The organism is Kineosporia mesophila (assembly GCF_021129235.1).
Classification (GTDB): Bacteria; Actinomycetota; Actinomycetes; order Actinomycetales; family Kineosporiaceae; genus Kineosporia; species Kineosporia mesophila.
This window is the reverse complement of sequence record NZ_JAJOMA010000016.1, coordinates 163,360-179,270: the sequence shown is the minus strand read 5'-3', so window position 1 is coordinate 179,270 and position 15,911 is coordinate 163,360. Positions and strand designations below refer to the sequence as shown.

Sequence of the window (15,911 nt, the reverse complement as noted above, 5' to 3'; positions counted from 1 at the left end):
AATGACGTCCGCGGCCAGTGTGGTCGCGGAGAGGACCCGGGTGCGGGACATCAGGGATGGACGGTCACCGCAGCGGTTTCGCGGCCGCGGTGCGGGGGAGACTCTCGACCAGAGCGGGCAGCCCGTGCGCGCCGGCGTGGGCCCAGGCCACCACATCGTCCGCGTCCACGCCGGCCTCACGCATGGCCGTCGCGAACAGGTCTACGTCGAGGTCCTCGACGGCGGACAGGTGCGCCACCGTGCCGGGATGGACCATCTCACCCAGCAGGCTCAGGGCCCGGCTGCCGGCACTGCCCAGGCGCAGGGCCTCTACCAGGCGGTCCGGGTCGGTGCCGGTGCTGACGGCCAGCCGGACGACCTCGGCGATCGCGGCCTGATTGAGGATCAGCAGGGCGTTGTTGAAGAGCTTGGCCATCTGGCCGGTCCCGATCGGTCCCATCGCGACGGCGTTGGTGGCGAACGCCGCGAAGACCGGCCGGCAGCGGTCGACCGCCGCGTCGTCCCCACCGGCCAGCACGGTCAGCGAGCGGGCCTGCGCGGCGGGCCGGCCACCGCTGACCGGGGCGTCGACGTAGAGGACGCCGGTCGCGGCGCACAGCTCGCCCAGTTGCTGGCTGCTGCTGGGGGTCCCGGTGCCGTGGTTGACCACGATCGCCCCCGGGTGCAGCCCCACGAGCAGCCCATCGGTGCCGTGTGAGAGCAGCTGAAGCAGGTCCTCGTCGGTGCTGACGCACACGGCGACGATGTCGCAGACGACGGCCAGGGCAGCCGGAGTGGCGTGAATTGTCGCCGGGGTGTCGCCCAGACGCTCGAGCGAGGCCGGACGACGTGCCCAGACGTGCAGGGCGAAGCCGGCCTCGGCGATGGCGGTGGCCATCGGCAGCCCCTGGTCGCCCAGGCCGATGAAACCAACCGCTGGGAGAGGTGCCATGAGTCGTCCTTGTCCTTGAATATCACCGACGACGGTTTGAGGACGCCGGCCCGCCGGGTGGGTGGGCTCCGCAGAACCAAGACTCGCCCCCGGACCAGGATCCAGGCAGTACCGAGCGTTTCCTGGTACCGCCAGTCCCAGGCTCGGCCCGGCTACGGTGATCGTCATGACGGACGACCTGCTCGCGGGGTATCTCCGCGCTCGCCGTGGACAGCTACGCCCGGCAGACGTGGGCCTGCCGGAGGGCAACGCCCGACGGCGCGTGACGGGCCTGCGTCGTGAAGAGGTAGCCCTCCTGGCGGGGATCAGCGCCGACTACTACCTCCGTCTGGAGCAGGGACGAGGAGGCAGCCCTTCGCAGGATGTGCTGCGCTCGCTGGCCCGGGCGCTGCGACTGGACGAGGCGGCCACCGGCTACCTGACCAGGCTGGGCCTGCCCCAGATGGTCGAACCGGCCTCGGCCGACGCCGGGGAGCAGGTGCCGGCGACCGTGATGAACCTGGTAAAGCTGCTGGAGCTACCCGCTTTCGTGACCGGGCAGCACTTCGACGTGCTCGCCGCGAACGAGGGCGCCCGCAAGATCTCCCCCGAGCTGGTGCCGGGAAAGAATCGTCTGCGCTCGTTCTTCCTCGTGGAGTCCGAGATGAGCCTGTACGTCGACTGGCAGACCACGGCCGAGCGTTTCGTCGCCGTGGTCCGCGACACCGTCGGCCAGGGGGCCACCCGACCGGACTTCCTCGCCCTGATCGACGATCTGTCCGAGCAGAGCGAGACCTTTCGCGACCTGTGGAACCGCCACGACGTCGTCACCCGGGACACCGAGCCGGCCGTCCTGCGGCACCCGGTGGCCGGGCCTCTACGGCTGCACCTGGAGCAGCTGGACCTCACCGGCGTGCCGGGCCAGAGCCTGGTCGTCTACCATCCCGAGGCCGGATCGCCGGACGCCGATCGTCTCGCCTCGCTGCTGAGCGCTCCCGGGCCGAGGTGAGGGGTCAGGGCGATGTCGTGCAGCCCGATCTGGGCCGGGAATCCGGCCGCAACTTGCACTGACCACTGACTAACGACCAACCCACCCCGCGTCAGATCGTAGGAGTACGAACAGAACTCGAGGTGCACGCTCTCAGCTTCGCGTTTCCAGCGCACCGGGTGCACAGATGCCGCGATCTGCCCGGCCGCCGGGAACCGCTCCAGTAGCGGAGTACCCCAGGCGGATCCTTCGATGAGGCCGAGACCTTGCCCCGGCTTGCTCCCACCGAACGGGGCCATCACCTCGGCGAGAGCGAACGGGTCGGGAGCTTCGCCCTCAGGATAAAGGAGCCGTTCGGCCAGCAGCGACAGGTCCACGTCGTCATCGGCCGCCCCCAGCACGTACCCGGAACCATCGACAGCGTGGATGAGCAGCAGTTCTTCGCTCGGCCCGCACTGAATCGCGTCGTCGAGTACGGCCGACTGCCACAGGGTGTCGCTCACCAGGAGCACATTCTCGACCCAGGGCTCTTCGGCCAGTGCGCACGGCGCCGGTTCAGCGGTGAAGAAGTGGCGACCGGTCTCATCGAAGGCCCACGTCTGGTCATGGTCGCGCAGGGTGCCTTGGACGCGGTCGTAGACGGCCTTGCGCATCTTGTTCTTGCCCATGTGGTCCTCAGTCGATTCCACGCAGGGGGACGGCTTGTCGCGGCAGCTCGCTCGGGGACTGCCCCGATGCCCTGCTCCCGACCGGAGACGCAACAATTCTCACCGGGCAAGAGTACGAGCCGTATCTGACAACGACCTGGCCGGTCGCGGAGTCGACAGCGTTAACTGTAGCCAACGAGCCGGCCGAAAGGGCCGTAGCCAGAGGCGCCACCCTTTGCGGACGCCGTCACTGGCCGCGCTCTCAACTCTTATCCGTCATCTGACTCGGCCAGGACTTCGTCAGTCCGGTCCGTTCGCTCGCTTTCCCTCATCCACAGCGCCACGAAGCCGAAGACCACTATCCCCGTGAGGGATGCGCCGAACTTGTGGCCGGGCTCAGAGTTCGCGGATGTGCAGGAGGCTGCTGAGCTGCAATGCACGGCGGGCTCGGCTGTCATCGAGGCTATCGACGATGACCGATGCCCCAGCCCATGAAGCACCGGCGTCCTCGACCAGTGCCTGAACGGTCAGCGCCTGACCGCCGGTCGCAATCCAGTCATCCACGAACAGCACCCGATCACCTGAACGGATCAGATCGCGCCGAAAACCCATTCGCAGATGCCGATCCTGGTAGTCCGGCGGCGTCGTCCGTTGCCACCAGGCGTCGCTGTCATAGGCCCGGGAAGGGTTCTTGCGAACCTCGACGAAGCCCACGCCCAGGTGAGCTGCGACGAGTGCTCCCAACAGCATTCCCTTCGATGCTGGACCGGCCACGACTGTGGGTGCTGCTTTCGGATTCGCCTCCGCCAGCGCGGGGCCAAGTGCTTGGAGCAGCTCCGGATCGCGCCACCAACCGGTCACATCCGCCAGCGACTCCTGTCCTGCGTCTGATCGCCAGCGCAGACCGATCTTCAACCGCTCACGTAACTCGCCGCGTTCCATCCTCACCCTCGTGAGATTAGGTGAGAATGTCGGTAGTGTTCCCGCGGCTCAAGGCCGGGCAGGGGCAAGATCGGTCCCTGGCCTGGGCAGATACCCCGGATCGGGGGAAACGCCTGAGATGTAGGCAGTGGCATGACCTGCTGGTCAAGGCCTAAATTCCGGCCCGACCAAGGGTGCCCCCGAGAGGATTCGAACCTCCGACACACGGTTTAGGAAACCGATGCTCTATCCCCTGAGCTACGAGGGCGTAGGCCGTCCAAGGACGACCGGCAGGACATAGGCTATCGCAGGGTCAGCTCAGGGCGAGAGCAAGTCCGATCGGGCGTCCAAGGTCACATCGTCCGAGGCGCTGAGTGACTCTGACCTCTGAGGCCGGTGACCCAAGGACAACCGCCGCTGAAGCAGGGATTGCGCGTTGCGCGAGCTGGAGTCAGCCCCGTTCCCGCCCGGCCAAGCGATCGAACTCCCCATCCTAGGCGCCCGCCAGCCACACCGCGAAGCCGCCTTGAGCCGAGCGCAGGACCGGGCCGGCGCCCTGGTCCTTGGTGTCCCGCACCTCGACCAGGCCGTCATGGCGCCGCATCTCGACGCAGTCACCGGTGCTGGCGCTGGCTTTGATCCACGGGGTGTTGTTGCTGGTCATCGCAGGTGTTCCTTGATCGGTACGGAACTGCTCTCGATCGCCGCGTACCTCTCCTCGGAGTCCGCGACCACCTCGGGCGCAGCGCTGTACTGCCCTCCGAGGTAACCCTCGCCGTAGAACAGAGGTGGCTCGTTCGATCCTTCCGGAAAACGGAGAATCTTGAACTCCCCGTTACCGCCGCCGTGGGCGCCGGAGGGCGAGGGGAGGACGCGGATGTCGACGTCCGGTCGAGCGAGAGGTGCTGCCGGGCCGCGCTGGTCCGGTCGGGCAATCAGCCCCTCGAGGTCGGTACTTACGACCGTGGAATCCCGGGAGCACGCCTCACTACCGTGACGGTGTGCGCCGTACCGAGGGGAGACGCCTGGTCGTGCTCGCCGCCATGATCACGGTGCTGGCGGGCCTCCTTGCCATGCATGCCTTAGCCATGGGCGGCCACGGTGACCACCCGCAGACCGGCGTCATCCATCTGGAGCACGAGCGAACCCCAGCACCTGATCACGATCAGCACGAGATGACGACGATGTGCCAGGCTGTCCTGAGCGGCGCCGTCGCGTTCGTGCTGCTGCTTCTGGGGCTGGCCCTTCTCCGTCGACGTGTGTTCCGCGAAGGGCCTACGAACAACTGCGTGACCACCTCGTCCTTCATCGGACGGCACCGAAGACCGCCCCCGTCACTGACCGAACTCTGTATCAGCCGGACCTGAGTCGCGCTTGCCCGCTCGCCGACGACTCGAACCGCTCTGATACGAAGGGTTTCTTCAGCATGCGCACCAGCAAGTTCTCCGTGGCCCTGGCCGTTCTCGTGCTCACCGGATGTGCCGGCACGAGTACCGCGGCCGCCGATCACACCCGCGCCGACGTGGAATTCGCGACCGGCATGATCCCGCATCACGGTCAGGCCCTGACGATGGCCGACCTGGCGCTCGACAAGGCCCAGAGTGCACCGGTCAGGAAGCTGGCCGAGCAGATCAAGGCCGCCCAGGATCCCGAGATCGTTCAGATGTCAGGTCTTCTCAAAGGGTGGAGTCAGCCTGTCCCGACGGCCACCGGTCACGTCCACGACATGGTGGGGATGAGTCACGAGGGCTCGGGCATGATGACCGCCGCCCAGATGATCGAACTGGAGAACGCCCAAGGCGCCACGTTCGACCGCGAGTGGACGGAAATGATGATCCAGCACCACCAGGGCGCGGTGGCCATGTCCGAGACCGTGCTCGACGAGGGCAGCAGCCCCGCGATCGAGACCCTCGCCGAGGCGATCATCCAGGGCCAGACCGCCGAGATCGACGAGATGCAGAAATTGCTGGACACGTCTCTCTGAGAAAACGGACGTCCTCCCGCTCGGGCGGGAGGACGTCCGCCATCAGTTGTGGTACTGGTGCACGACCGCGTGGCCCCGGCCCCGCCCGATCAGCCAATGGTTGACGGGGGTGGTCACCACGAACGCGATGACCAGGGAGATCACCAGGGACAGCCAGAAGAGCACGCTGCTCAGCCCCGCGTCCATCGCCCCGGGGATGGCGAGCACGGTCGCGTTGTCGGCGACCTCCATCACCGCGATCGACACCGTGTCCGAGGCCAGCGCGACGGTGAAGGCCGTGCTCAGGGCGACACCGGCCCGCAGCACACCCCGCATCGTCAGCGAGTACCCGAAGACGAACGCCAGCACGATCGAGAGCACCACGGTCGCGGCGTTGTGCAGCCCGAACGCGGTCCCGACGACCATGCCCAGCACCTCACCGATGGCACACCCGGTCAGACAGTGCAGCGTCGCCTGCACCGCCGCCCGCCAGCCCGTATCCATCGCCCCGTGATCCGAGTGGCCGGTGTGCTCCATGCGCTGTTTCCTTCCCTGAGGTTTCCTCAGGGAGTAACCGGATACCCCCTATGGGTATTCCGCAGGGCACTGTTGACTCCGGCCATCCGGTCGGCCAGGGCCGGATTGCGGTAGGGGCCGGGCTGCCGCAGCGTCTCGATGATGCGGGCCACCACCTCACCGGGCTTGTCCTGGCTCATTTTCTCCTTGCCCACGAAACGGTCGACGGGCAGGGCGAATCCGGTGGTGCCGACCGAGATGCGGTCGGCGTAGGCGGAGTTCTCCAGCGTGCCGCGCATGCGGAACGGGTTGGGCAGCGGGTCTTCGAAGTGGTCGACGAGGCGCTCCAGTACCTCCAGGTTGCGGTGAGCCGACAGGATGCGGGGGCGGCCGTAGACGTGCACGGCCGCGTAGTTCCAGGTGGGCACACCGGTCGGCCGGCCGTACCAACTGGGCGAGACGTAGCCGTTGGGACCCTCGAAGATGACCAGCGTCTCGTGTTGACCGAGCTCGTGCAGCGCCGCGTCGTCGGCCCCGACATGGCTCAGAAGCACGATGCCGGAGGCGGTCTCGTCCAGCAGGAACGGGTAGTGCGAGGCGATGAGGCCACCGGGGGTGGCGCTCACCAACGTGGCCCAGGGGGAGGTGCGGATCAGGTTCCGCACCTCCCCCTCGTCGGCCAGGGCGTAGGCGGGGGTGTCGAGCATCAGAAATCTCTCCAGGTCCAGCGCCCACCGAGAAGAGTTCCGGCGACGGGTAGTTCGCGTAGCTTCTCGGGGGACAGGGTGGTCGGGTCGTGATCGAGCACGATCAGGTCGGCCGGCTCGCCCACGGCGACGCGCGTGCGGGTGCTGGCGTCGAGGGCCACGGAGACCGGGATGTTCTGCTCCGGGTGCCAGGGCTCGCGGCCGTCGCGGCTGCGGCCGGTGGCGGCGGAGATCGCCAGCCAGGGGTCGAGCGGGGCCACCGGGGCGTCCGAGCCCAGGTGCAGCTCCGCACCGCCGTCGAGCAGCGAACGGAACGCGAAAGCCCTTCCGGTGCGCCCTTCCCAGTGGTGGTCGGCGACGTCCCGGTCGTCCATGGCGTGTTCCGGCTGCACGCTGGCGACCAGGCCGAGCCGGCCGAATCTCTCGAAGTCGTCCGCGCTCACCAGCTGCGCGTGCTCGATCGTGCCGGGCACACCGAGGCGCTCGAACTCGTCCAGTACCTGCTGGTTGGCCTGGTCACCGATGGCGTGCACAGCGGCCTTGATGCCGTTGCCGTACGCGGTCTCCAGCAGGCCTCGAAGCTCCGCCGGGGAGACGCTCTGCACCCCGCAGGCGTGCGGGTGGGCCGGGTCGAGGCCCGGGTACGGGTCGTGGCACAGGGCGGTGCGGGTGTTCAGCGAGCCGTCGACGACCACCTTGAGGCGGCCGAAGGTGATGAGGCCCTCCGGGTCGAGCACGTCGCCGGTGTGAAGACCGGCGGCCACGGCTCCGGGGAACCGGTCCGGCCAGACCGAGACCTGCACGCGCAGGGCGCTGACCCCGGCGGCCACCCGGGCGGGCCACTCCACCACGTTGTCGGCACTCTCGAAGTCCACGATCCCGACGACACCCCGGCGGGCCGCGTCGTCCGCTGCTTCCCGGTAGTGGGTGACGTCGGGAGCGGTCTCCAGCACCATCGCGTGGTTGGCGTTGATCCACTCGGTCTCGCGGACCAGCCCGAACTCGTCGGGCGTGACGCCCAGCCGACCGGCTGCCGGCGTGTTCACCCAGCCGCAGTGCAGGTCGCCGCTGACCAGGATGACCGGGCGGTCCGGGGCCACCGCGTCGAGCGCCGCCAGGCTCGGCGGGTGCGGCCACAGACCGTCGCGGAACCCGTAGCCGACCAGCGCCGTGCCGTCGTCGGGGCGGGCCGCGAGGGCCTGCGTGACCACGGTCAGGGCGTGCTCGGCGCTGAGGGTGCTGGAGAGGTCCAGCCGGCGGCGGGCCTTCACCCACTGGGTGAAGTGCACGTGCGCGTCCCACAGGCCCGGTCCCAGCCGGCGACCGTCGAGACGCACCTCCTCCAGGGGCTCGACGACGTCCTCAGGCAGGGGATCTCCCGCAGGCAGCAGGGCGTGGATCTTCCCGCCGAGCAGCACCACGTCCGCGACCCCCGTCGACCCGGGCAGCCGGGCCTCCCGCAGAACCAGACCCTTCGACATCAGTTGTCCTCCAGACGGAACTCTTGGCCGAGTACCGGTATCGAAGCCAGAAGCTCGGCCGTGTAGGGATCTTTCGGAGCACCCAGCACGGTGTCGGTGGCCCCCGATTCGACCACCCGGCCCCGGCGCATCACGTACAGACTGTCGCTGACGTAGCGCACGACGGCCAGGTTGTGTGAGATGAACAGCACCGTGAGATGCAGCTCGGCCTGCAACTCGCGGATCAGGTTGAGCACCACGCCCTGCACCGAGGCGTCGAGGGCCGAGGTGATCTCGTCGGCGATCAGCACGGCGGGCTCGGCGGCCAGCGCCCGGGCGATGGTGATGCGCTGGCGCTGACCTCCGGAGAACTGCCACGGCAGTTCTCCGGCCCGGGACGGGTCGATGTGCACCCGCTCCATCAGCTCACCCACGCGCTGCCGCCTGGCCGCCGACGACCAGCGCCGCCCGGTGGCCCGGGTGGCCTCGGCGATCGAGGCGCCGACCGCCATCCGCGGGTCGAGCGCCGAGAACGGGTCCTGGAACACCATCTGCACGCGCCGCCGGGTCTGCCGGGTGATCTCGGCCCCGTCGAGGGTGATCGATCCGGTGCTGGGCACCAGCCCGACGGCCGCCGCGGCGACCGACGACTTGCCTGATCCGGACTCGCCCACCAGTCCTACGGTGGTCCCGGAAGGTACCTGCAGATGGACGTCGTTCACGGCCAGGTGGGCCCGTCGCCCGTGTCCGTAGCGGACATGGAGCCCGGTGAACTCCAGCGTGCTCACGACGGCACCTCCTCGGGAAGTTCGTCGCCGATCACCGGCAGGGGCCGGCTGCGGTCGGAGGTCATGTCGGGTACGCAGGCGATCAGGGCCCGCGTGTAGGGATGCCGGGCCTCGTGCAGGTCGGCGGCCGCCAGGGTCTCGACCACCTCACCGTTGCGCATCACCAGGATGCGGTCGCAGAAACCGCTGATCAGGGCGATGTCGTGGGAGACGAGCAGGATCGCGGCCCCGCTGCGGCGCTGGGTGCGCCGCAGCACCGAGAGCACCTGCCGCTGCACCGTGACGTCGAGCGCGGTGGTGGGCTCGTCGGCCAGCAGCAGTTTCGGCCGGGCCATCAGGCCCATCCCGATCATCACCCGCTGCCGCATGCCGCCGGAGAGCTCGTGCGGCAGCTGCTTCACCCGGCGTTCCGGTTCGGGGATGCCGACCGAGGTCAGAGCCGTCACCGCCCGGTCGCGGGCCTGGGCCCGGCTCGCCCCGCCGTGCACCTGCGCCACCTCGGTGAGCTGCCGCCCGACCGTGAGGGAGGGGTTCAGCGAGGTCAGCGGGTCCTGGAACACCATCGCCAGTTCGGTGCCGAGTACGCCGCGGGACGTGCGGGTCAACGGTGCGGTCATGTCGATACCGCGAAAGGTCAGGGTGCGGGCGGTGACCGAGGCCGTGGGGTCGAGCAGCCCGGCCAGCGCCATCGACGTCACCGACTTGCCCGACCCGGACTCGCCCACGATGCCGATGGTCTCGCCCGCCTGGATGGAGAACGACACACCACGGACGCGTTCCACGAGCCGGCCGCTCGCGTCGGGGAAGGCGACGTGCAGGTCCTCGATCTGCGCCACCGGCCCGCCGTCCTGCGTGGCCGGTGGGGCGCCGGCCTTGCGCCTGACGATGGAAGGCCTCCGCCCGGACTGGTTGTAGAGCTCCCCGAGCTGGGTGAACACCAGGCAGGTGAGCACGATCGCGAGACCGGGGCCGAGGGCCGCCACCGGGTTGACGTAGATCCGGGCGAAACCCTCCTGGAAGAGCCGGCCCCAGTCGTAGGAGGGCGGCTGCACGCCGAGCCCGAGGAAGGACAGGCCCGCGAACGAGAGCAGGGCCGAGGCCGCCATCACGGTGGCGTTCACCGTCAGGGGCGGCAGGATGTTGGGGACGACGTGGCGCGCCACGATCGAGACCGGGCCGAGCCCGGAGATCTGGGCGGCGCGGATGTAGTCGCGGCCCATCACCGAGGCGGCCAGGGTGTGACCGAGCCGGGCGAAGGTCGGGATGCCGGCGAAACCCACGGCCAGCATGGCGCTCACAGTGCCGGCGCCCCAGATCGCGGAGAAGAACAGGGCGAGCAGCAGCCAGGGGAAGGCCAGCAGGATGTCGATCAGGCCGGCCAGCAGGCGGCGCACCGGGCGGGGGAGCACGGTGGCCGCGAGCCCGAGCAGCACGCCGCCCAGCACCGAGATCGCGGTGGCGCCCAGGGCGATCAGGACGGACGTGCGGGTGGCGACGAGCGTGCGGGCCAGGATGTCGCGGCCGAGTTCGTCGGTGCCGAAGAGATGACCGGCGCCCGGCCCGGCCAGCCGGTCGGCCACCGCGGTGGTGGTGGCCCGATCGCCCCAGATCATCGGCCCGAGCACGACCAGGGCGAGCAGGACCAGGGCCCCGGCCGTGGTGACCAGGCCACGAGGGCTGGTGAGACGTTGCCGCAGAGCCGGGTTCATCAGCCCTCCAGGAGCGCGGAGCGCGGGTCGAGGGCCAGCAGGACCAGATCGACGGCCAGATTCAATACCAGCACCAGCAGGGCGTAGACGAGCACGACGCCCTGGATCATCGGGTAGTCCTTCGCGGAGATCGAGGAAACGATGGTGTTGCCCAGTCCGGGAACGGCGAAGACCGACTCGATCAGCACGGTTCCGGCCACCAGCCCGCTGAGCACGAGCCCGCCGGCGGTCAGGGCGGAGGTCACCATGTTGGGCACGGCGTGCCGCAGGTAGAGCAGGTGGGCGGGCAGTCGCTTGCTCCGGGCCGTGGTCAGGTAGGGCTCGTCCAGCACCCGCAGCATCTCGACGTGCACGATCTGGGCCAGGTAGGCCATCGAGCCGAGGCCCAGGGCCAGCACCGGCAGCACCGTGTGTGGTGGATCGCCCCAGCCGGCGGCCGGTAGCAGGCCCCAGCTGATGCTGAACAGGGCGATCAGGCCGACCGCGAGCAGGAAGCCGGGTACGGCCAGCAGGATGCCGATGACCCAGGAGACGGCCAGGTCGAGGATGCGGTGCCGGCCTCCGCGGGCCGAGATCGCCGTCGCCGTGCCGATCGGGAGGGCTCCGAGCACGGCGACGGCGAAGGCCGTCCCGGCCAGCGTCAGGGTGACCGGGAAGCGCTGTCCAAGAACGTCTCCCACCGGCCGGTGGGACTGCAGGGACTCACCCAGGTCGCCCCGCAGCAGGCCGCCGAGGTAGCCGGCGAACTGCTGCGGCAGCGACTGGTCGAGACCGAGCTCGACCCGGGTGCGCTCGGCCAGCTCAGGGGTGGCGCTGTTGCCGAGGGCGGCCCGCACCGGGTCTCCGGGAACCAGGTGCACGATCAGGAAGGTGCCCACGACGACCAGGGCCAGCGAGATCAGAAGGCGTCCCAGACGTCGCACGACGAACGCGGCCCGGGGGGAGAGCCGGCTCTCGGCCCTGGGTGGGGGTTCCAGGAGTACCGGTGCGGGGGTGGTCATGTCAGCCCAGCATCCGGATCGCGGTGGGCGTGGTGTAGTTGCCGTTCTCCAGCTCCGACCCGGTGAAGTAGGTCTTCATCAGGTTGTCGGCCAGGGGGAAGGCGTCGAAGTTCTCGATCAGCTTCGTCTCGGCCTGCTGCCAGAGGTCGCAGGTGCTGTCCGGGTCGGCGGCGGTGGCCTGCTCGGTGAGGGCCTGGTACTCCGGGTTGTCGACGAACATGAAGTTCACGCCGCCCTTGTCGGGAGTCGCTCCGCCGAAGAAGTTGCTCAGCACCGCCGGGCTACCCGGCGCGACCTGCACGAAACCGGTGTCCCAGTCGAAGGTCTGCCACAGCTGCTCGGACCAGGCGGCCGCATCGTTCGGCGACAGCTCGGTGGTGACGCCCAGCGTGTCCCAGGTCTGCTGCACCAGCTCGGCCGCGGCGGCGTGGGTGGCGGTCGCGGCGTCGTAGATGAATTTGACGGTCAGGGTCTTGCCGTCTTTCGTGCGCTTGCCGTCGGCGCCGAGCTTCCACCCGGCCTCGTCGAGCAGGGTCGCGGACCGGGCGGCGTCCTGCGCCGGAAGGGTCCACCGGGGGCCGCTTCCCACGCACAACAGCGGGGTGGAGACCACCAGCCCGTTCGACTTCTCCGCCGAGCCGTCGGTGACCACGCTGGCCACCTCCTCCTGGTTCAGGGCCAGGCTCAGCGCCTCTCGCACCTTCGGGTCGGAGGTAGGCCGGTCGGAGCGCTCGTTGAACAGGATCTCGCCGACCGGGTTGCGGGTGCCGACCGTCTTCAGGCCCGCCGCGTCGAGCCGTTGCCGGTCCGAGCCCAGCACCACGGCGGAGTTCAGGTCGCCGGACAGCAGCAGGTTCGCGGCGGTCGACTCGTCCGTCACCACCCGCACCACGTAGGTGTCGGGCAGCCCGACGGTGTCACTGGTGACGCCGTCCGGCCCCCAGGTGTAGTCGTCGCGTCTGGTGAACGTGTACTCCGAGCCGGCGGTGGCGTCGCTGAGCGCGAAGAGGCCGGTGCCCGCGGGCTTGTCGTCCAGGCTGCCGGGATCTTTCAGGCCGCTCTCGCAGACCATCGCGACGGTACCGGTGTTGGACAGCAGGAACGGGTCGTTGGTCTTGCTGGTGACGGTGAGTACGTTGCCGTCGGCCTTGGCGCTGATGCCCGCGGTGATCTGGGACCCGAAGTAGAAGGTCGCGTTCTTGGTGACGGCGTTGTAGTTGATGTTGTCGGCGGCGGTCCCGGCGGTGAACGGGGTGCCGTCGGAACAGGTGATGCCCGGCTTCAGCGTGTACGTGATGCTGGTGCCCGTCTCTTTCCAGCTCTCCGCCAGCCACGGCACGAAATCGCCCTCGGCCGTGACGTTCGCCAGCGACTCGTAGGCGGTGGCAACCATTTCCCGGCCCGCCAGCGAGGCGTTGGTGAACGGGTTCAGGTCTCCCGGGTCGGAGGAGATGGCCTTGACGTAGGTGCCGCCGGAGACCGGCTCACCGTCCTGCCCGGTGTCGGTGCTGCCGGAGGATCCGCACGCGACCAGCGTGGTGAGACCCAGCGGAACGATCAGCGCGATGCGCTCTTTCCTGCCCATGTTTCCTCTTCCAGTCCATGAAGCGGGATTCAGGGATTTCCGATGCCGGCCAGCGGCCCTGCTGCCTTGACGGACACCTTGAGGGTGGGCCGGGTCGCGTACGACACCGGCGTCTCCAGAACATCGACGATCTCCACCCGGAGCGGGTCGGCCCCGGCCTGGATCGCCTTCTCGACCGCGGCCTTGCCGGCGGCCTCGATGGCCGCGAGCCGGTCGCCGTGGTCGCACAACTGGTCGGCCCGGCCGCCGGCCAGGGCGATGGCCGCCCCGACCGCGTTGGCCACGTTGCCCTGCTCCGGGCGCAGCACCTCGCCGGCACCGAGCACCTGGTCGGGTACCAGGAAACCCCCGCCGCCGACCACCACCAGCGCAAGCCCGGTGCGGCCCAGCGACATCCGTTCCACGGCGGACTCGATCCGGTCGTGGGCCCGGGCCCGGGCGGTGCGCAGGGCCGCGGCGATCTCGGGGGAGACCCCGGTCAGCCGCCCGTCGGCCAGCGCCGCGGCGTCGGTCAGGGTGGGGGTGGAGCCACCGAAGAGCAGTGCCTCCTGCGTGATCCGGTACCCGACCGAGTCGTGCCCGGGGGCGCCGGTGGCCGGATCCACGACGGTGCCGCCACCCAGACCCAGACTGAGGACGTCGGGCATCCGGAAGTTGGTCGTCACCCCACCGATCTCGCGGGGCATGGTGGACTCGCGCGGGAACCGGTCGACCAGCACCCCGAGGTCGCTGGTGGTGCCGCCGACGTCGATGATGACGGCGTGGTCGGTGCCGGAGAGGAAGGCGGCACCGCGGATCGAGTTGGCGGGCCCCGAGCCGATCGTCAGCACCGGGTAGTGGGCCGCGTAGTCGACCGCCATCAGCGTGCCGTCGTTCTGCGCGAAATAGGTCGTGGCGCTGAGCTTCTCCTCGGTCACCACATCGAGCAGCGCCTGCGTGACGTCGCGGGCGACCCCGTACAGCGCGGCGTTCAGCACGGTGGCGTTCTCGCGCTCCATCACGCCCAGGGCGCCGATCTCGTGGCTCAGCGACACCGCGACGTCCGGCCCGGCGTGATCGTGGATCAGCGCCTGAACCTCGAGCTCCTGCTCGGGGAACGACGGGCTGAAGATGCCGCAGACCGCCACCGCGTCGTAGCCGTCGAGACCGTCGAGGAAGCGGCGGATGCCGTCCCGGTCGAGCGGCGAGATCGGGTACCCGTCCATCAGGTGCCCGCCGCCGGTCAGCACCGAACCGGCCAGCACCGCCTCGCGCAGGTCGGCCGGCCAGCCCGCCAGCGGCGGGAAGTCACTGGCCATCGGGGCGCCCAGGCGCATCACCGCGACCCGGCCGAGATCGCGGCGCCGCACGATCGCGTTCGTGGCGTGGGTGGTACCCAGCATGATCCGGCCCACCTCCGAACGCCTTTCGCCGAGCTCGGCGAGCAGCGCCCGCAGCGCCGCGCGGATCCCGCCGGTCACGTCGGGCGTGGTGGGCTGCTTGGTCCAGGCCAGCACGGTGCCGGCCGGGTCGAGGGCCACCGCATCGGTGTTCGTGCCACCGACGTCGATGCCGATCGAGAGCTGGGCGCTCATCGCACGGCCCCTTCCGATGAAACAGTCAGTGGCACATAGGGAATGTCATAACCGAAGGCCGGGGGGCCGGTGAGCTCCAGCCCGCGCTCGGTGCGCCAGAGCGGGTCGCAGGGCCAGGCCAGGACCGCGATGCGCTGCCCGAACCGCAGGTTCTCGGTCGAGATCGCCTCACCCGTCTCGGAATCCACCACGGTGATCAGGTCGGGCACGCTGACCAGGACCTCGCCGTCCTCCAGCGCCACCAGGTTCTCGTTCTGGATCTCCACGCGCACCAGGCGGTCCCGGTCGCCGCCGATGCCCTCCACCGTCACCGAGCCGCGGGTGAAGCCGCCCTCGGTGACCCGCTCCACGTCGATCACCTTCCCGGTGATCAGCAGCGCGGCGCCGAGCACCTCGACCAGCGCCGCGACCGGCTCCGGCGAGCCCAGCAGGTGGTGCCCGACCTCGATCGCGCGGCTCACCGTGCCCCGGATCACCGCCCCGGCCTGCGCGTCCTCCACCCGGAGAACGCCCGCGCCGAGCGCGATCCCGCCACTGGCCACGGTCAGCGCCCGGGCGTGACGTTCCAGCCAGGCCCCGTTGACCGGGTGCAGCAGCGACACGTTGCCGATGCCGTCGCACATCACCGCCACGCCCATCGGCAGTTTCGCCACGTTCGTCGAGGTCATCGTGGCCATCGGGAAGGCCCGGCCCATCTGGTCGGCGTCGAGCACGGCCAGCCCGGCCCGCGCGGCCCACGCCACCGGCGTCACCCCGTTGCTGCCCCCGATCTCGGTGGCCATCACGGTGGTGACCTTGCGGCCGATGTAGCGCTCGACCTCGCGTACCAGGGTCTGTGCCTGGCCGGCGGCGGTGAGCACCTCCAGGCCGACCCCGGGAGCGCCCATCGCGGACATGGTGATCACCGCGTCGTCGGGCGTGAGTTCGTCGACGCCGACCAGCGGCACCGGACCGAACTCCTCGATCCGCAATCGCGTGGCCAGCCTGCTGGTGTGGACGGCGCCACCGCCGCCGGTACCGAAGATCGCGGCACCGGCGGCCAGGGCGTCGACATCGGCCAGATCGATGACCCGGCGTGCCTGGGAGTGATGCATGGAGGTGACATTACGTTCGTCCCTCACGTCTCCCAATGTGTTGTCAGA

General features: G+C 69.7%; 17 protein-coding genes and 1 tRNA gene. 3 read left to right on the top strand and 15 right to left on the bottom strand.

Features of this window, described 5'->3' with window-relative positions; genetic code table 11:
• Positions 1–64: 64 nt before the first annotated feature.
• Positions 65–931: an NAD(P)-dependent oxidoreductase gene (locus tag LR393_RS22665; RefSeq protein ID WP_231486156.1), complete on the bottom strand. Its 867-nt coding sequence runs from the start codon at positions 929–931 to the stop codon at positions 65–67.
• Between the two features lie 166 nt (positions 932–1,097).
• On the opposite strand from LR393_RS22665, the gene LR393_RS22660 reads away from it, so the two are divergent.
• Positions 1,098–1,919 (top strand): helix-turn-helix transcriptional regulator, encoded by an 822-nt coding sequence (locus LR393_RS22660; protein WP_231486155.1) that lies wholly within the window; start codon positions 1,098–1,100, stop codon positions 1,917–1,919.
• Here LR393_RS22660 and LR393_RS22655 read toward each other — a convergent pair.
• The 5 genes from LR393_RS22655 to LR393_RS37125 all read right to left on the bottom strand — a co-directional run bounded on the left by LR393_RS22655 (position 1,847) and on the right by LR393_RS37125 (position 4,402).
• Complete coding sequence (locus tag LR393_RS22655; RefSeq protein WP_231486154.1) at positions 1,847–2,566, bottom strand: hypothetical protein; 720 nt, start codon at positions 2,564–2,566, stop codon at positions 1,847–1,849. The genes LR393_RS22660 and LR393_RS22655 overlap by 73 nt on opposite strands.
• Before the next feature lie 375 nt (positions 2,567–2,941).
• Entirely contained in the window at positions 2,942–3,487 is a 546-nt protein-coding gene (locus LR393_RS22650; protein WP_231486176.1) for a phosphoribosyltransferase family protein, read from the bottom strand.
• Positions 3,488–3,661: 174 nt separating this feature from the next.
• A tRNA-Arg gene (locus LR393_RS22645) sits at positions 3,662–3,734 on the bottom strand.
• A 225-nt stretch (positions 3,735–3,959) separates the two neighbouring features.
• Positions 3,960–4,130, bottom strand: a complete 171-nt coding sequence (locus LR393_RS22640; protein WP_231486153.1) for a DUF397 domain-containing protein — start codon at positions 4,128–4,130, stop codon at positions 3,960–3,962.
• A complete protein-coding gene (locus LR393_RS37125; protein WP_407937343.1) occupies positions 4,127–4,402 on the bottom strand; it encodes a Scr1 family TA system antitoxin-like transcriptional regulator in 276 nt (91 codons plus the stop codon). The genes LR393_RS22640 and LR393_RS37125 overlap by 4 nt, the downstream gene beginning before the upstream one ends.
• A gap of 65 nt (positions 4,403–4,467) precedes the next feature.
• Here LR393_RS37125 and LR393_RS22635 point away from each other — a divergent pair, with 65 nt between their 5' ends.
• Entirely contained in the window at positions 4,468–4,833 is a 366-nt protein-coding gene (locus LR393_RS22635; RefSeq protein WP_231486152.1) for a DUF6153 family protein, read from the top strand.
• 59 nt (positions 4,834–4,892) lie between these two features.
• A complete protein-coding gene (locus LR393_RS22630; RefSeq protein ID WP_231486151.1) occupies positions 4,893–5,450 on the top strand; it encodes a DUF305 domain-containing protein in 558 nt (185 codons plus the stop codon).
• Positions 5,451–5,492: 42 nt separating this feature from the next.
• Here LR393_RS22630 and LR393_RS22625 read toward each other — a convergent pair whose 3' ends face one another.
• Genes LR393_RS22625 through LR393_RS22585 form a run of 9 tightly spaced genes read right to left on the bottom strand, consistent with a single transcriptional unit; the run spans position 5,493 to position 15,863 of the window.
• A complete protein-coding gene (locus LR393_RS22625; protein WP_231486150.1) occupies positions 5,493–5,966 on the bottom strand; it encodes a DUF4396 domain-containing protein in 474 nt (157 codons plus the stop codon).
• Between the two features lie 26 nt (positions 5,967–5,992).
• Complete coding sequence (locus LR393_RS22620; RefSeq protein ID WP_231486149.1) at positions 5,993–6,652, bottom strand: FMN-binding negative transcriptional regulator; 660 nt, start codon at positions 6,650–6,652, stop codon at positions 5,993–5,995.
• Positions 6,652–8,133, bottom strand: coding sequence for an amidohydrolase (locus LR393_RS22615; protein ID WP_231486148.1), 1,482 nt, complete (start codon positions 8,131–8,133; stop codon positions 6,652–6,654). The genes LR393_RS22620 and LR393_RS22615 overlap by 1 nt, the downstream gene beginning before the upstream one ends.
• Positions 8,133–8,900 (bottom strand): ABC transporter ATP-binding protein, encoded by a 768-nt coding sequence (locus LR393_RS22610; protein WP_231486147.1) that lies wholly within the window; start codon positions 8,898–8,900, stop codon positions 8,133–8,135. Before LR393_RS22610 ends, LR393_RS22615 begins: the two co-directional genes overlap by 1 nt.
• Positions 8,897–10,609 carry a dipeptide/oligopeptide/nickel ABC transporter permease/ATP-binding protein gene (locus LR393_RS22605; RefSeq protein WP_231486146.1) on the bottom strand — a complete coding sequence of 571 codons (1,713 nt, stop codon included), beginning with the start codon at positions 10,607–10,609 and terminating at the stop codon, positions 8,897–8,899. The genes LR393_RS22610 and LR393_RS22605 overlap by 4 nt, the downstream gene beginning before the upstream one ends.
• Positions 10,609–11,610, bottom strand: a complete 1,002-nt coding sequence (locus LR393_RS22600) for an ABC transporter permease (protein ID WP_231486145.1) — start codon at positions 11,608–11,610, stop codon at positions 10,609–10,611. Before LR393_RS22600 ends, LR393_RS22605 begins: the two co-directional genes overlap by 1 nt.
• A gap of 1 nt (position 11,611) precedes the next feature.
• Positions 11,612–13,195 carry an ABC transporter substrate-binding protein gene (locus LR393_RS22595; RefSeq protein ID WP_231486144.1) on the bottom strand — a complete coding sequence of 528 codons (1,584 nt, stop codon included), beginning with the start codon at positions 13,193–13,195 and terminating at the stop codon, positions 11,612–11,614.
• A 29-nt stretch (positions 13,196–13,224) separates the two neighbouring features.
• On the bottom strand, positions 13,225–14,769 hold the full coding sequence (locus LR393_RS22590; RefSeq protein WP_231486143.1) for a hydantoinase/oxoprolinase family protein: 1,545 nt from the start codon (positions 14,767–14,769) through the stop codon (positions 13,225–13,227).
• Complete coding sequence (locus tag LR393_RS22585; RefSeq protein ID WP_231486142.1) at positions 14,766–15,863, bottom strand: DUF917 domain-containing protein; 1,098 nt, start codon at positions 15,861–15,863, stop codon at positions 14,766–14,768. Before LR393_RS22585 ends, LR393_RS22590 begins: the two co-directional genes overlap by 4 nt.
• Between the last annotated feature and the right edge of the window lie 48 nt (positions 15,864–15,911).

Excerpts from the sequence above, each read along its gene's own strand:
- LR393_RS22665 (WP_231486156.1), bottom strand. The coding sequence starts at position 931 with ATGGCACCTCTCCCAGCGGTTGGTTTCATCGGCCTGGGCGACCAGGGG.
- LR393_RS22660 (WP_231486155.1), top strand. The coding sequence starts at position 1,098 with ATGACGGACGACCTGCTCGCGGGGTATCTCCGCGCTCGCCGTGGACAG.
- LR393_RS22655 (WP_231486154.1), bottom strand. The coding sequence starts at position 2,566 with ATGGGCAAGAACAAGATGCGCAAGGCCGTCTACGACCGCGTCCAAGGC.
- LR393_RS22650 (WP_231486176.1), bottom strand. The coding sequence starts at position 3,487 with ATGGAACGCGGCGAGTTACGTGAGCGGTTGAAGATCGGTCTGCGCTGG.
- LR393_RS22640 (WP_231486153.1), bottom strand. The coding sequence starts at position 4,130 with ATGACCAGCAACAACACCCCGTGGATCAAAGCCAGCGCCAGCACCGGT.
- LR393_RS22630 (WP_231486151.1), top strand. The coding sequence starts at position 4,893 with ATGCGCACCAGCAAGTTCTCCGTGGCCCTGGCCGTTCTCGTGCTCACC.
- LR393_RS22625 (WP_231486150.1), bottom strand. The coding sequence starts at position 5,966 with ATGGAGCACACCGGCCACTCGGATCACGGGGCGATGGATACGGGCTGG.
- LR393_RS22620 (WP_231486149.1), bottom strand. The coding sequence starts at position 6,652 with ATGCTCGACACCCCCGCCTACGCCCTGGCCGACGAGGGGGAGGTGCGG.
- LR393_RS22615 (WP_231486148.1), bottom strand. The coding sequence starts at position 8,133 with ATGTCGAAGGGTCTGGTTCTGCGGGAGGCCCGGCTGCCCGGGTCGACG.
- LR393_RS22605 (WP_231486146.1), bottom strand. The coding sequence starts at position 10,609 with ATGAACCCGGCTCTGCGGCAACGTCTCACCAGCCCTCGTGGCCTGGTC.
- LR393_RS22600 (WP_231486145.1), bottom strand. The coding sequence starts at position 11,610 with ATGACCACCCCCGCACCGGTACTCCTGGAACCCCCACCCAGGGCCGAG.
- LR393_RS22595 (WP_231486144.1), bottom strand. The coding sequence starts at position 13,195 with ATGGGCAGGAAAGAGCGCATCGCGCTGATCGTTCCGCTGGGTCTCACC.
- LR393_RS22590 (WP_231486143.1), bottom strand. The coding sequence starts at position 14,769 with ATGAGCGCCCAGCTCTCGATCGGCATCGACGTCGGTGGCACGAACACC.
- LR393_RS22585 (WP_231486142.1), bottom strand. The coding sequence starts at position 15,863 with ATGCATCACTCCCAGGCACGCCGGGTCATCGATCTGGCCGATGTCGAC.